The organism is Nocardia sp. NBC_00565 (genome assembly GCF_036345915.1).
Lineage (GTDB): Bacteria > Actinomycetota > Actinomycetes > Mycobacteriales > Mycobacteriaceae > Nocardia.
The window spans coordinates 9,605,990-9,620,087 of record NZ_CP107785.1 but is presented as its reverse complement, the minus strand read 5'-3'; the positions used below and the strand labels follow the sequence as shown (position 1 = coordinate 9,620,087).

General features: G+C 65.4%; 14 protein-coding genes. 8 read left to right on the top strand and 6 right to left on the bottom strand.

Features of this window, described 5'->3' with window-relative positions:
* Positions 1-3: 3 nt before the first annotated feature.
* Complete coding sequence (locus tag OG874_RS44145) at positions 4-282, bottom strand: hypothetical protein (RefSeq protein WP_330252959.1); 279 nt, start codon at positions 280-282, stop codon at positions 4-6.
* A gap of 438 nt (positions 283-720) precedes the next feature.
* On the opposite strand from OG874_RS44145, the gene OG874_RS44140 reads away from it, so the two are divergent.
* Positions 721-1,257, top strand: coding sequence for a DUF4254 domain-containing protein (locus OG874_RS44140; protein WP_330252958.1), 537 nt, complete (start codon positions 721-723; stop codon positions 1,255-1,257).
* Here OG874_RS44140 and OG874_RS44135 read toward each other — a convergent pair whose 3' ends face one another.
* Genes OG874_RS44135 through OG874_RS44125 form a run of 3 tightly spaced genes read right to left on the bottom strand, consistent with a single transcriptional unit; the run spans position 1,258 to position 3,842 of the window.
* Positions 1,258-1,536 carry a hypothetical protein gene (locus OG874_RS44135; protein WP_330252957.1) on the bottom strand — a complete coding sequence of 93 codons (279 nt, stop codon included), beginning with the start codon at positions 1,534-1,536 and terminating at the stop codon, positions 1,258-1,260.
* A gap of 42 nt (positions 1,537-1,578) precedes the next feature.
* Positions 1,579-2,763, bottom strand: coding sequence for a fatty acid desaturase family protein (locus OG874_RS44130; protein WP_330252956.1), 1,185 nt, complete (start codon positions 2,761-2,763; stop codon positions 1,579-1,581).
* Between the two features lie 20 nt (positions 2,764-2,783).
* On the bottom strand, positions 2,784-3,842 hold the full coding sequence (locus tag OG874_RS44125; protein ID WP_330252955.1) for a ferredoxin reductase: 1,059 nt from the start codon (positions 3,840-3,842) through the stop codon (positions 2,784-2,786).
* Positions 3,843-4,098: 256 nt separating this feature from the next.
* Between OG874_RS44125 and OG874_RS44120 the strand changes: the two genes are divergently transcribed.
* Together OG874_RS44120 and OG874_RS44115 are read left to right on the top strand one after the other, a co-directional pair.
* Positions 4,099-4,719, top strand: coding sequence for a TetR family transcriptional regulator (locus tag OG874_RS44120; RefSeq protein ID WP_330252954.1), 621 nt, complete (start codon positions 4,099-4,101; stop codon positions 4,717-4,719).
* Between the two features lie 123 nt (positions 4,720-4,842).
* Positions 4,843-5,511: a hypothetical protein gene (locus OG874_RS44115; protein ID WP_330257671.1), complete on the top strand. Its 669-nt coding sequence runs from the start codon at positions 4,843-4,845 to the stop codon at positions 5,509-5,511.
* 58 nt (positions 5,512-5,569) lie between these two features.
* Here OG874_RS44115 and OG874_RS44110 read toward each other — a convergent pair whose 3' ends face one another.
* The gene (locus OG874_RS44110; RefSeq protein WP_330252953.1) at positions 5,570-6,049 is read right to left on the bottom strand and encodes a hypothetical protein; all 480 of its coding nucleotides are present in this window, start codon (positions 6,047-6,049) and stop codon (positions 5,570-5,572) included.
* 234 nt (positions 6,050-6,283) lie between these two features.
* Here OG874_RS44110 and OG874_RS44105 point away from each other — a divergent pair, with 234 nt between their 5' ends.
* Complete coding sequence (locus tag OG874_RS44105) at positions 6,284-7,102, top strand: thioesterase family protein (RefSeq protein WP_330252952.1); 819 nt, start codon at positions 6,284-6,286, stop codon at positions 7,100-7,102.
* A gap of 36 nt (positions 7,103-7,138) precedes the next feature.
* On the opposite strand, the gene OG874_RS44100 is transcribed toward OG874_RS44105, so the two are convergent.
* A complete protein-coding gene (locus tag OG874_RS44100; protein ID WP_330252951.1) occupies positions 7,139-8,467 on the bottom strand; it encodes an MFS transporter in 1,329 nt (442 codons plus the stop codon).
* 285 nt (positions 8,468-8,752) lie between these two features.
* Here OG874_RS44100 and OG874_RS44095 point away from each other — a divergent pair, with 285 nt between their 5' ends.
* From OG874_RS44095 to lysA, 4 genes are all read left to right on the top strand, one after another.
* Positions 8,753-9,295 (top strand): PadR family transcriptional regulator, encoded by a 543-nt coding sequence (locus OG874_RS44095; protein ID WP_330252950.1) that lies wholly within the window; start codon positions 8,753-8,755, stop codon positions 9,293-9,295.
* 51 nt (positions 9,296-9,346) lie between these two features.
* Positions 9,347-11,377, top strand: a complete 2,031-nt coding sequence (locus OG874_RS44090; protein ID WP_330252949.1) for an NADPH-dependent 2,4-dienoyl-CoA reductase — start codon at positions 9,347-9,349, stop codon at positions 11,375-11,377.
* A 317-nt stretch (positions 11,378-11,694) separates the two neighbouring features.
* Complete coding sequence (cmrA, locus tag OG874_RS44085) at positions 11,695-12,498, top strand: mycolate reductase (RefSeq protein ID WP_330252948.1); 804 nt, start codon at positions 11,695-11,697, stop codon at positions 12,496-12,498.
* Between the two features lie 239 nt (positions 12,499-12,737).
* Complete coding sequence (gene lysA, locus OG874_RS44080; RefSeq protein WP_330252947.1) at positions 12,738-14,081, top strand: diaminopimelate decarboxylase; 1,344 nt, start codon at positions 12,738-12,740, stop codon at positions 14,079-14,081.
* The last annotated feature ends 17 nt before the right edge of the window (positions 14,082-14,098 follow it).

The following is a 14,098-nucleotide window of genomic DNA, read 5'->3' as shown; positions in this document are numbered from 1 at the left end:
GAGTTAGCTCGGCGTCTGCCCCTGGGCCGAGTACAGGCTCACCTCGCCCTCCTCACCGAGGAAGGCGTTCACCAGCATGATCTGGCCGGCTTCCAACTCGTCCGGATCCGGTGCGCTGGTGGTGATCGAAATCTGCGGAATCACCGCCCAGTTCACGACATAGCGTTCGGGCGGCCCGTCATCGTCGGACAGCCGCGCGAGCCGGAATACCGACACCGTCTTGCGGAGGATGAGTGTGCGCACGACCTCGGCGATTCGCTCGGGGTCTTCCAGCGCGAACATGAACCCGAATGTCAACTCGGGCGAAGACACATAGGCGGGCACAAAGATCCAGGCTAGTCCATCGAACGACCGCGCGCGTGCGCCTCGCCGGAAGTGGTTGCTGCCCATGCGCTCAGAGATTCCAGAACGGCATGAAGGTTGATGCCCATGTGACCGATCCGTAACGGATCATAACGATTTCCCGGCAGCTTATCTGTTTCTACACCATTCTATTGCATCGTTCCGACTATCGCGCTTTCCTGAAAGTGTCCCGATTTTCTCGGGTGTCTTCCTCATCGCATCGTCGCGGATTTCCCGGTTACTTTGCCGTGCTGGTGGATTATGGGGGTTGGCGTCCGACCGCGGGACTGCGCCGGAGCCGAGGGGTGCCCCTCCCCGAAATCCCCCTCGGCCCTGGCGTATCCAGACACACCAATCGTCACCGCAGGGGCGTGCATCATGCCTACCGAATACGCCGCAGACCGTATCGGAACCGACGAGCTGCCATCGGCAATAGCGCTATTGCGCGCATTTCGTGAGCCCGACGATCCGAATCGACACCGACACCGCGTCCTCAGTGTGGCGCGGGAACTGGTCGAATGCCATGAACGCAGGCACAACGCGCTGCAGGCGGCGCATGCGCCGAACACCTCGAGCGCGGGTGTCGCGCAGTGCCTGCAACTCGTCGACGATCTCGATCTGCACCGCACGGAGCTGATCCACTGCATCGACAGCTGGGTCGCCACGAATGTGCAGCACCGCGCCGGCGCCTCACTGCACACCGAGACCCTCGGCGCCGTCATCGATCGAATGGCATCGAAATGGGTTGCGGCACAACGCGCATTGGGAATGTCGGCACCCGTGGACCCGCCGCATCCACTGCAGCTGGACGATGACGCCCAGCTGCAGTGGAGCCGGTTGGCCGAGCTGGCCGACGGGTACCGGGATCTGATCACCGATGTCGCCGAGCACCGGCGCAGGCTGCCGGTGTGGTGATCACCGGGGGCGCTCTGCCTCCGGCTCGACCACCTCGGCCTCGACGAACTCCGTCGCGGGCTCGACCTCTGCGTCATAAGAGACATCGGCCTCGTCCGCGACATAGTCGAGATCGTCATCCACCCGCTGCACCGCGGCATCCTTACGGGCGGCCTCCGCGGCCTCGTTCATCTCGATGGCGTCGGTGATCCACTCACCGATCTCCCGAGTGACCTCCGCGACGGTGCCGGTAATGATGCTCGCAATATTTCCGACATGCCGCGCGCCCGAGGAAGTCAATTCCTGAATTAGATCCTTGTTACTTTCGAATTTCCCGATCATTCACACGCCCACTTCGGTTGTGTTTCCGCTAGCGACTGCTTGCAGGTCGCTCGAAACGACCTGCTGTCGCATCACGATAACACCGGGCGTGGACTCCTTCCCTACTAAGAACGGCGGCAGCGCGAGCTTGAAAATCTTCATCCAGACCGAGCCGACTTGCTGACCCAGCGAACCGGTGTTGTACGGCAAACCGTACTTCTCACACAGTTCCCGTACCTCCGGCGCCAGCTGCGGATAGCGGTTCGCGGGCAGGTCCGGGAACAGGTGATGTTCGATCTGATGCGACAAATTACCGGACATGATGTGGAACAGCTTGCTGCCAGTGATATTTGCCGAGCCGAGCATCTGGCGGACGTACCACTCGCCGCGGGTCTCCTCCGCGGTCTCCGCTTCGGTGAACGTCTGTACGCCGGTGGGGAAGTGGCCGCAGAAGATGATGGAGAAGGCCCACAGGTTGCGCACCAGGTTCGCGGTGACGTTTCCGGCGAGCGTGCTGACGAACAGCGGACCGGTCAGCGCCGGGAACACGACGTAGTCCTTGAGGACCTGCCGACCGGCCTTGCGCCACTGGCCCTTTACCAGCTTCTTGATATCGGACCAGGAGCGCTTGCCCCGAATGATGTTCTCCACCTCCAGGTCATGGCCCATCACGCCCCATTCGAACAGCACCATCAGCCCGAAGGCGTAGAGCGGCTGGCCCAGGCGCAGCGGATTCCACTTCTGGCTCTCGTCCATGCGCAGGATGCCGTAGCCGATATCGCGGTCCATGCCGTGGATGTTGGTGTATGTGTGGTGCAGGTAGTTGTGCGAATGCTTCCACTGGTCCGCCGGGCAAACCGTATCCCATTCGAACTCACGGGAATTCAGGCCGCGCTCACGCATCCAGTCGTACTGGCCGTGCATCACGTTGTGGCCGATCTCCATATTGTCCAGGATCTTCGACACACTCAGCGCGGCGACCGCGGCCAACCAGAACGGCGGCAGGAAGCCCAGGTACATCAGGCTGCGACCGGCGATCTCGAAACCGCGCTGTGCCTTGATGATCGAGTAGATGTATTCGCGATCGCTGTCGCCGAGATCGGCGACGATGCGGGCGCGCAGGTCGTCGAGGGCGCGGCCGAGTTCCTCGACCTGGTCCGGGCTCAGTACGAGCGGGCCGTCTTTCGTTTCGGTCAAAATTGTCATTGCTTGGTCCCCTTAGCTTTTCAGATATCGATCTCGACGTCGCCGACGGGCGCGTTGATGCAGAGCTGGATGGGCTGGTCCGGATCGCTATTGGTTTCGCCGGTGCGCACGTTGCGGGTGCAGCCGGTGCGCCGAACCGCGGTGCAGGAGAAGCAGATACCCATGCGGCAGCCGTACTCCGGTGTCAGACCGGCGGCCTCGGCCTGCTCCAATAGGACGGCGCCGTTGTTTTCGGCGTTCTTCCCGCTGGCCGAGAAGCTGACCGTGCCGAATGCCTCGTCCGCGTCGACGGGCGTGGTGGCCAGGGTGAACTCCTCGGCATGCAGCCGATCGCTCAGCTGCTCGGCCTCGAAGATCTTGCGCACCGCGGCCATCAGGCCCTGCGGCCCGCAGACGTAGGTCTCGCCGTCGGCGAACCATGGTGCGACGCGTTCGAGCTGGTCGTAATCGAAATAACCGGAGCCGTCGCCGGGATGGCGCATCTCGATGCGGAAGTTCTTGTTGGCCTGCGCGATCACCTCCAGCTCCGCGCGATGTGGCACCGCCTCGGGCGATTTCGCGTAGTGCAGGAAGGCGAGCTCGCCCGGATAGCCCTCCTCCGCCAGCGTGCGCAGCATGGACAGCACCGGTGTGATACCGCTGCCGCCGCTGATCAGTAGCACCCGTTCGGGGCGCGGCTCGGGCAGCCGGAAGACGCCGGCGGCGGGTTCGAGGCTGACGACCATGCCGGGCACGGCGTTGCGGTACAGGTACTGCGATACCAGTCCGCCCGGATGCGCCTTGACGGTCAGTTGGATATGGCGGTCCCGGCGGCCCTCCGGGTTCACCGGCGAGTAGCACCGGATGTGGCGGATGCCGTCGATCACGACCCCGATCTGCACGTATTGCCCGGCGGCGTGGCCGCGCCACTGCCGGGTCGGACGCAGGGTGAGCGTCACCGATCCGGGTACCGAGCGGCGGACATGGGTGATCTCCGCGCGCAGTTCCCGGGCCGTCAGCGTGGGGCGGACGAGTTCCAGGTAGCGGTCGAGTGGGTGCGGGGTGGTCAGGGTTTGCACCAGATCGATGAGTCCCACCATGAGGTTCTCCGTTCAATGTGCGGCGTGCGCGGGTCCTGCGTGACGGCCGCCTCCGGACCAGGGGCTCACGCCGCTGGGTGCCGCTGCTTGTCCGACGGTGGCGTGCGCCCGATCTTCTTCGGCGAAGATTTCAGTGCACGCCTGTACACTCAACAAGTGTGACTGATGGACCGGGTCCACTGTCAACCAGCAATTGATGTGACCCGAACTACATCCATGGAATGGACGAATGGTGAACGGATGTATGCTCACTGCGATGAGCGAGCCCGCAGCTACCCGGATGGAACGCAAGGAGCGCACCCGGCAGGCCCTGCTCGACGGCACGCTTGCGCTCGCCGCCGAGCGCGGCTTCGGTGCGCTGAGCCTGCGTGAAATCGCCCGTTCCGCGGGCATCGTGCCGACCGCGTTCTACCGCCACTTCGCCTCACTCGACGATCTCGGCGCGGCCCTGGTCGACGAGGGTATCCGCGCGTTGCGCCTGGCCCTGCGGCAATTGCGCCGCACCCCCGACGCCCGGCTCTCGGAAACCGTGCGCTTCGTCTTCGAGCAGGTCGCCACCAAACGCGAACTGTTCGGCTTCATCACCCGCGAACGCCGCGGCGGCTCGGCGGCCCTACAGCAGGCCATCGCCCTCGAACTCCAACTGATCGTCCGCGAACTGGTCGTCGACCTGTCCCGCATTCCCGAATTGGACTCCTGGCCTCCCGAGGACCTCGAACTGGCCGCCGACCTGATCGTCTCCACCGTCGCCGACTGCATCGCCGACTACGTCGCCGCCACCCCCCGCGACCACCCCGCCATCATCGACCGCACCATCCGCCAGGTCCGCCTCATCGCCCTCGGCATGAGCGCCTGGCGGCCCTCGAAGGACCGCTAGCCAGCCGGCCTCCGGCTCGAGCGCCAGCACGGAGCGTCCACGCGGCTCCTGCTGAACAGCCGATGGATCACCGACTCGGCTGATTCGGCAATGGCGAAAGGCGAGTTCGCATTAGATTTGTTTATGGCCGATACGCAGAGCGGGATGCAGTTCCACCAGCTCAGGACGCCGCGTGCGGCGGCGGTCGCCGGCATCGTCTTCGCCGCGCTCTTCTCGTCCACCCTCGCGCTGGTGCACACCGCGCTCCCCGACGACCCCTTCTCGGAGACCGCGTGGGTGGGACGCAGCGGATCACGAATCTCCGTCGCCTTGGTGCTGATGCCCTTCGCGGGCATCGCGTTCCTGTGGTTCATCGGCGTGGTCCGCGACCAGCTCGGAGATCTCGAGGACCGCTTCTTCTCGACGGTATTCCTGGGCAGCGGGCTGCTGTTCCTGGCCATGATTTTCGCCTCGACGGGGATAGCGGGCGGTATCCTTGCCATCTCCCGGCACTCGGACGCTTCCCAGGGCGAGATCGTCTACTTCGGCCGTGAGGTGATGCTGCAGATCAACAACGTCTACGTGTTGCGCATGGCCGGGGTGTTCATGATTTCGCTCGGCACGATCTGGTTGCGCACCGGCCTGATGCCACGATGGCTGGTGGTGACCACCTACCTGCTCGCCCTGGCCTTGCTGCTGGTCTTCAGCTTCAGTTTCTGGGTAACTCTGGTCTTCCCGGCGTGGGTGTTGGTGATCAGTGTGTTCATCCTCGCCACTGGTCAACACGTATCACCCCGTCGAAGCCGAGAGTAGGCCGGGCCCACGAACAGGACCATGCCCCAGCCCGACGAGCCCGCGCCTTGGCCCCGAGTCAGGAGACGGCGATAATTATCACGGTCTTCACGATCATCAAGATGGCTACGAGGCCGAACATTCCGAGACCGACGACCCACACCTGGAACATGAGCCTGAGGTTTATCAGGTTGGCAAACCAGCCGGCGTCGGGATCCGCGATTTTCTGCGACCGGAATGCTGCGCCGTGTGCACCCCAAGCGCCCGCGCCCAGTTCCTGCTGCTCAAAGCGCTCCAGCCATTGAGCATCCCGGCTTTCGGCTCGTCTATGGCTAGCCATGAGCATGATCGAGATGACCGACACGGTCATCGCGAGCAAACCGGCCAGAATCTGCGGAAAAGAGTCGATGTCCTGGGTCAGCGCGACGCTGAACAAGAAAGCTTGGGCGGTCAGACTGACGGCGGGCACCTGCCAGAGCAGGTTCTCGTATTGAAGACGCCGTTCCGCCACAGCTTGGTACAGCGCCTCGGGATTGGTCAGGTGCTGAGGATTGGCCACGACGGCACTGTCTCATAGACAAGTACCTCTCGCCATTACCGCCACGGCCCTCGCAAGAGGCCTCATGCGCGTCGGCGGTGCATTCAGGCGCCAGGTGGCGTTTCGACCGGCGCCTCGACGGCTGAACGGCCAGGCTCGCGGGCTGCTCGCCGTCCGCTACGAAGCCACCATCCAGGTAGCCATCCCCCTCGCCAGAACACCGAATTCTTGAACGCCGCCTAGGCTCCAGACACTATGGATGGCTTCTACGTGCCCGACTCCTCGGATCCGGATCTGTTCCATTCCACCGAATTCACTCGGGGGCCATGGTCGCCGGACGCTCAGCACGCCGGGCCGCCGTCGGCGCTGCTGGGGCATGTGATCGAGCGGTGCCGACCGGAACCGGAGTGCCGGGTCGCACGGGTGGCGGTGGAGATTCTCGGGCCGGTGCCGATCGCACCGCTGCGGGCCGAGGCGCGAGTCATCCGGGCCGCGGCACGAGTCACCCAGCCCGGGCGCAGTGTCGAACTGATCGAGGCCACGCTGAGTTCCGACCAGGGACCGGCGCTGAAGGCCAGCGCCTGGCGGCTGCGGCAGGCCGAGCCGGAACTGGACGTGCCGGCCGAAGTGCTGCCGACCGGTATCCAGCCCGGTCCGGACACGGTGCCGCAGAGCCCGGATCACAGCTTCCCGAGCGATCAGCCGGTCGGATTCCACACCGGCGTCGAATACCGTTTCGTCTCAGGCGCTTTCCGGAACCCGGGCCCGGCCGTGTGCTGGATTCGCCTGCGCTATCCGATCGTGGCCGGCACCTCGCCCAGCCCGCTGGAGCGGACCCTCGCCGCCGCCGACTTCGGCAACGGCGTCAGCTCCGTCCTGCCATGGGGCCGATACTTCTTCATCAACACCGATCTCACGGTCACCCTGCATCGCGAGCCGGTCGGCGAATGGGTGTGCCTGGACGCGGTCACCTATCCGGAACGCAGCGGCATCGGCCTGACCGAATCCCGCTTATTCGATGAGAAGGGCCCGATCGGGCGCAGCACCCAGACGCTGCTGCTCGGCACACGCTGACGACAGCGAGCATGACCGCTCGGTACCGACAAGTAGTTAGAGCACGGCACGATCCGGCCCACGGACGGGAAGTAAGGCAGCGAGGCCGATGGCCAGGACGACCACGATGCCGATGATGCCGGCGCGGTCGCTGTCGAAAGCCCAGACGAAGAAGCCGAAAAGGGCTGGGGCGAGGAAAGATACGGCGCGGCCGGTGGTGGTATAGAGGCCGAACATCTGGCCTTCACGACCGGGTGGTGCCAGGCGGGTGAGGAAGGATCGGGCGGCGGATTGGGCGGGGCCGACGAAGATGGTCAGGAGTAGACCGAAGATCCAGAACATCACCGGACCCGAGACGACCAGTAGCGCGATGCCGCAGATCACCATGGCAACCAGGGATATGACGATCACGATCTTCGGGCCGACGCGATCGTCGAAGCGGCCCGCGGTGACCGCGCCGAGCGCCGCCACGACATTCGCGGCGATACCGAACAGCAGCACATCGGAGTCGGCGATGCCGTAGACCCGCACCGCCAGGATCGCGCCGAAGGTGAACACCCCGGCCAGACCGTCGCGGAATATCGCGCTGGCGATCAGGAAGGCGACGGTGCGGCGATCGACGACCCAGAGTTCGCGCAGATCCCGCCACAGCACCCGGTACGAGCCGAAGAAACCCGCCTTTTCCGCACCGGGATCGGCGTTGGTGCGTGGCAATTCGGGTACGGCGAACAACACCGGGAGCGAGAAAGCCGCGAACCACACGGCGGCCAGCATGGCGACCAACCTGATGTTGGTCCCATCATCGACGGGCACACCGAATAGGCCGCGGTTGTCGCCGTGGCCGGAGATGAAACCGAAATAGCTGATCAGCAGGATGAAGATGCCGCCGAAATAGCCCATGGCCCAGCCGAATCCGGAGACCCGCCCGACATCGGCCGGGGTGGAGACCTGGCGCAGCATCGCGTTGTACGGCACACCCGCGAGTTCGAAGAACGCCGAGCCGAAGCCGAGCAGTACCAGACCCATCCAGAAGTCGTGATAGTTGTCGTGGACGAAGAACATCAGCGTCATCGACAGGATGGTCAGCGCGGTCAAAACCCCAAGGGAGCGTTTGCGTTTCGCGCTCGCGTCGAAGCGCTGCCCGCTGACCGGCGCGGTGAGCGCCACCACGAACCCCGCGAAACCGAGCGCCCACCCCAGCCACGCGCTCGGCGACACCCCGCCCGGCAGATCGTCACCGACCTTATCGGTCAGGTACACCGAGAAGACGAAGGTCAGGATCACGGCGTTGAACGCCGAGGACCCCCAATCCCACAACCCCCACGCCACCACTTGCCCACGCCCGGCCGCCTGCCCGACAGTCGCCCGCGCGTCTACCTCGGTCATGCGCGCAGCCTAATCGCGATCGCGCCGCTGGGCGGCCCAACACTCGACGCCGCCCACGTCTTTGGGCGGCACGACTACGTTGGCCGACCGCTCAACGCCCGCAGGCCGGGCGGATGCGCGCGCCGGCACGGGCGACACAACCCAACCACGTCGGCATACAGGGCTGCCGGGCCAACGCATTCCGACGTCGGTGGGCCGGAGCGAAGACCGCGCGCCAGCGCGGTTTCGCCTCGGAACGCTATGCACTGAGTTGCATAGTACTGGGTGTAACGATAACCTTGCGCCATGGCACTCGAGCATGCGCTGCTGGTATCGCTGACCGAGCGCGCTGGTTCGGGTTATGAGCTGGCGCGCCGCTTCGACAAGTCCATCGGCTTCTTCTGGCGCGCCACCCACCAGCAGATCTACCGGGTACTCAAGCGCATGGAGGAATCCGGCTGGCTGAGCAGCGAGGCCGTCGTCCAGGAGGGCAGGCCGGATAAGAAGGTCTATTCGGTGAACGAGGCGGGTCGCACCGAACTGGCCCGCTGGATCGCCGCGCCGACCGATACCGAGATGCCGCGCAACGAACTCGGCGTGAAGATCCGCGCCGCCGCGCACGGCGATATCGGCGCGCTCTGCGTCGAGGTCGTCCGCCATCGCGACCAGCACAACCAGCGCCTCGAGTTGTTCCGCCTCATCGAGAAACGTGACTTCCCGGCACCGGATCAGCTCTCCGGCACCCCGCTGCACCAGTACCTCGTCCTGCGCGCGGGTATCCGTGCGGAGTCCGGATTCGTCGAATGGTGCGACGAAGTCCTGCAAGCCCTGCAACCGCATAAGCCCTGAAAACCCGTGCACAGCCCCGCACGCGGACCCGAAGAAAGGTGAGACTCAGCGATGAGTTCGTTCCCCCATCTTTTCGAGCCCCTCGACCTCGGCTTCACCACACTGCGCAATCGCGTGATCATGGGATCGATGCATACCGGCCTGGAGGATCGCGCCTGGGATACCAACCGCCTGGCCGCCTACTTCGCCGAACGCGCCCGCGGCGGTGTCGGCCTCATCATCACCGGCGGCTACGCCCCGAACCGCACCGGCTGGCTGCTGCCGTTCGGCGCCAAGCTCACCAATAAGACCGAGGCCTACCGGCACCGGGTGATCACCGGCGCCGTGCACAAAGAAGACGGCAAGATCGCCATCCAGATCCTGCACGCGGGCCGCTACTCGTATATGCCGGGCAGTGTCTCGGCATCCTCGATCAAGGCTCCGATCAATCCCTTCCGTCCCCGCAAGCTCTCGGCCAAGGGTGTCGAGCAGACCATCGATGACTACGTCCGCTGCGCGAAGCTGGCCCAGTTCGCGGGCTATGACGGCTGCGAAATCATGGGCGGTGAGGGCTATTTCATCAACCAGTTCCTGGCGCCGCGCACCAATAAGCGCACCGACAAGTGGGGTGGCACGCCGGAGAACCGCCGCCGACTAGCGGTGGAGATCGTGCGCCGCACCCGCGCCGCGGTCGGCCCGAACTTCATCATCATATTCCGGCTATCCATGGCCGAACTGGTCGAGAAGGGCCAGACCTTCGACGAAATCGTCTTGCTGGCAAAGGAACTCGAAGCCGCGGGCGCCAGCATCCTGAATACCGATATCGGCTGGCACGAGGCGCGGGTGCCGACCATCGTCACCTCGGTGCCGCGCGCGGCCTTCGTCGAATTCACCGCGAAGATCACCGAACAGGTCGATATTCCGGTCTGCGCGTCCAACCGGATCAATATGCCCGAAATCGCCGAGGAAATCCTCACTCGTGGTGACGCGCAACTGGTTTCGCTGGCCCGGCCCTTCCTCACCGATCCCGAATGGGTGAACAAGGCCGAGGCGAACCGGGTCGACGAGATCAACACCTGCATCGCCTGCAATCAGGCCTGCCTGGACCACGCCTTCCAGCACAAGACCGTCTCCTGCCTGCTGAACCCGCGCGCCGGTCACGAGACCGAGCTGAAGCTGCTGCCGACCCGGCGCACCAAGCGCGTCGCGGTGGTCGGCGCGGGCCCGGCCGGACTGTCCGCGGCGGTCAATCTCGCCGAAAGAGGCCATCGCGTCGACCTTTTCGAGGCCGACGACAAAATCGGCGGTCAATTCGATATCGCCCGCCGCATTCCGGGCAAGGAAGAGTTCAACGAGTCGATCCGCTACTACACCAGGATGCTCGAGGTCACCGGCGTGACCGTGCACCTGAACAAGCGGGTCACCGCCGCGGAGCTGATCGAGGCACACTACGACGAGATCGTGCTGGCCACCGGTGTGCGCCCGCGCATTCCGAATATCCCCGGCATCGACCACCCGATGGTGCTGTCCTATGCCGAACTGGTGCGCGAGGAACGGCCCGTCGGCAAGCGCGTCGCCGTCATCGGCGCGGGCGGCATCGGCTACGACGTCAGCGAATTCCTCACTGTTGAAGGACATCCCACGCTCAAGTTGGACGAGTGGAAGGAGGAATGGGGCATCGACTCCGCCGACGAGCAGGTCCGCGGCCAGCTCACCGCGCCCAAGCCCGCCCCGGCCGCCCGCGAAGTCGTACTGCTGCAACGCAAGTCGACCCCGTTCGGCAAGGACCTGGGCAAGACCTCCGGCTGGGTGCACCGCGCGGCGCTCAAGGCCAAAGGCGTCGAGCACGTCGGCGGCGTGAACTACGAGCGCATCGACGACAACGGCCTGCACATCAGCTTCGGCGAGAAACGCCAACGCCCGCAACTGATCCCGGTCGACAACGTGATCATCTGCGCAGGCCAGGAATCCGTGCGCGAACTGGAAGAGCCGCTGCGCGCCGCGGGCGCCAATGTCTACCTGATCGGCGGCGCGGACCTGGCCGCCGAACTCGACGCCAAGCGCGCCATCGACCAAGGTACGCGGCTGGCGGCCCGGCTGTAGCGGAGCACTTGGCGCCCATTCTTGCCGAATCTAGCGGGATCCGGGCTGTTTCAGAAAGCGCCAAATGGGCGATGGTGACGTCCCGCACCGGGGTCCAAATGACCTCGTGGCGAGCGCGATTGCGCGACAGCAAACCATACATGCACGTGACCTGCATCGCGGCCGAAGTCCGCGACAATTTTGAACAGCCCGGATCCCGGTCAGGAAGGGGTGCTGAGGCCATTGGTGCCGATTGGTGATCAGTATCGAAAGCCCCACCGGCGACGGCACTCCAATCCGGTGTGGGGTGGGTACGCACCCTCACTTAGGCTCCACTGGTGAGCCTGCCCTCCCCTACCTCCGAGAATCGCGCGGTCGTCACCGGTGCCTCCTCCGGCATCGGCACCGCGCTGGCCGCCGAACTCGCCGCTCGCGGCTACTCGCTGATCCTGGTCGCCCGGCGCGGTGCGGTGCTCGATGAACTGGCGCAGCGGCTGACGCTGGCGCACGGCATCACCGCCGAGGTGCGCGCGGTCGACCTCGCGGACCGCGACGCGCGCGGACCGCTGGTCGAGGAGCTGTCGGCCCGCAATATCGCGATCCTGTGCAACAACGCCGGTATCGCCACCTTCGGCGCGGTCGCCGAACTGGATCCGGCCTATGAGCGCGCCCAGATGGAGCTCAATGCGGTCGCGGTGCACGACCTCACGCTGGCGGTGCTGCCCGGGATGATCGCCAGGGGCGGCGGCGGCATCCTGATCAGTGGTTCGGCGGCGGGCAATATGCCGATCCCGAACAACACGACCTACGCGGCGAGCAAAGCCTTCGCCAACACCTTCTCCGAATCGCTGCGCGGCGAACTGAAGGGCTCGGGCGTGCACGTCACGCTGCTCGCCCCCGGCCCGGTCCGCACCGAAACCCCGGACCCCACCGAGGCTTCCATCGTCGACCGCATGGTCCCCGACTTCATGTGGGTCACCTCCGAATACACCGCCAAGATCTCCATCGACGCCCTGGCCCGCAACAAGATGCGCGTGGTCCCCGGCCTGATCAGCAAGGGTATGAGCGTCGCAGGCCAATACGGCCCACGCTCGTTCACCGCCCCGATCGCGGGCGCGTTCTACAAGAAACTCGGCGGCTGACCAACCACACGCTGACGCATAGCCCGCAACCGACCGCGGGGCTGCGGCCGGTGCAGAGTCATCGATCGGCGCGGAGCCAACCTCCAGTGCGGAGCCCGGGGTGTCGGTCAGCAACCCGTCAGGAACCGGATCCGGCGCGTCAAGGATCCGTCAGCATCGCCCATGATCAATAGGAGGCGGCGTAGTCCTGAAATCGGCCCCGCATTCCGAGAAAGCGGGGGCGCACCCAGGAGAACCACGTGACGCTGCTCGAAATCTTCCCGTCGCTGCGGTCGGGAATGCCTTCGCGCTTGGACGCGGCGGTCTGGCCGCGGGATACCCACTATGACGGCGACGGCAGAATCACCCTCGGCGGGGTGGCCCTCGCCGATATCGCCGACCAGTACGGCACCGCGACCTACGTGCTCGACGAGCAGGAGGTCCGCGCCCGCTGCCGCGCCTACCGCAAGGCCTTCCCCGAGGCCGAGGTCATCTACGCAGGCAAGGCGCTGATGATCCGCGCGGTCGCGCAATGGGTTACCCAAGAAGGACTTTCGGTGGATGTCTGCTCGGCGGGCGAGCTGGCCATCGCACTGGCTGCCGGTGTCGATCCGGCACGAATCATCTTGCACGGCAACGGAAAGTCCTGCGACGAACTCGAAGCCGCGCTGCGCTGCGGCGTCGGCCGGATCGTGGTCGACTCGCTGACCGAGATCACCCTGCTCTCCGCACTGGCCACCCGGCCGCAGCGGGTACTGCTCCGCCTGTCTCCCGGTATCGACGTGCACGGGCATCCGGCCGTGAAAACCGGTGTGCTGGACCAGAAATTCGGCTTTCCGCTCGGCAGCCCGATGGCCGCCGAGGCGATCGAGCGCATCATGCGTCAGCCGAATCTCGACCTGATCGGCTTCCACTGCCACCTCGGCTCGCAGATCTACGATCCGGACCACTACGGCGAGGCCATCCGCCGAATGATCGGCGAAATGGCCGGCGTCCGCCAGGATTACGGCTGCGTCCTCACCGACCTCGACCTGGGCGGCGGGCATGCGGTCGCCTACCGCAACGGCGACGCCGAGATGAATCTGACCGAACTCGCCGACATCATCGACGACGCCCTGGACGCGGGCTGCGCGCGACACCACTTCCCGCGCCCGAATATCGCCATGGAACCCGGCCGCGCCATCGTGGCGCGGGCCGGAGTGACGCTGTATCGGGTGTTGTCGGTCAAGCACATCGACGGCGGGCGCACCTACGTCACCGTCGACGGCGGCATGGGCGATAACGCCCGGGTCGCGCTCTACGGCGCGAATTACGAAGTGGTCGTTGCCAATCGGCATCCGTGCGGTCCGCAGATGATCGCCACGGTGGCGGGTCGCTACTGCGAGGCGGGCGATGTGCTCGCCATCGATGTCCGCCTGCCCGCCGACCTGCGCCCCGGCGAGGTGCTCGCGGTTCCGTGCACCGGCGCGTACCACCACAGCCTCGCCTCGTCCTACAACAGCGTGGGTCGCCCGCCGATCATCGCGGTGCACCACGGTCGAGCGCGCCAGTTGGTACGCCGCGAAACCTCCGCCGATCTGCTCGCGCGCGATATCGGCAACTGATCCTTAGCGCCGTCGGT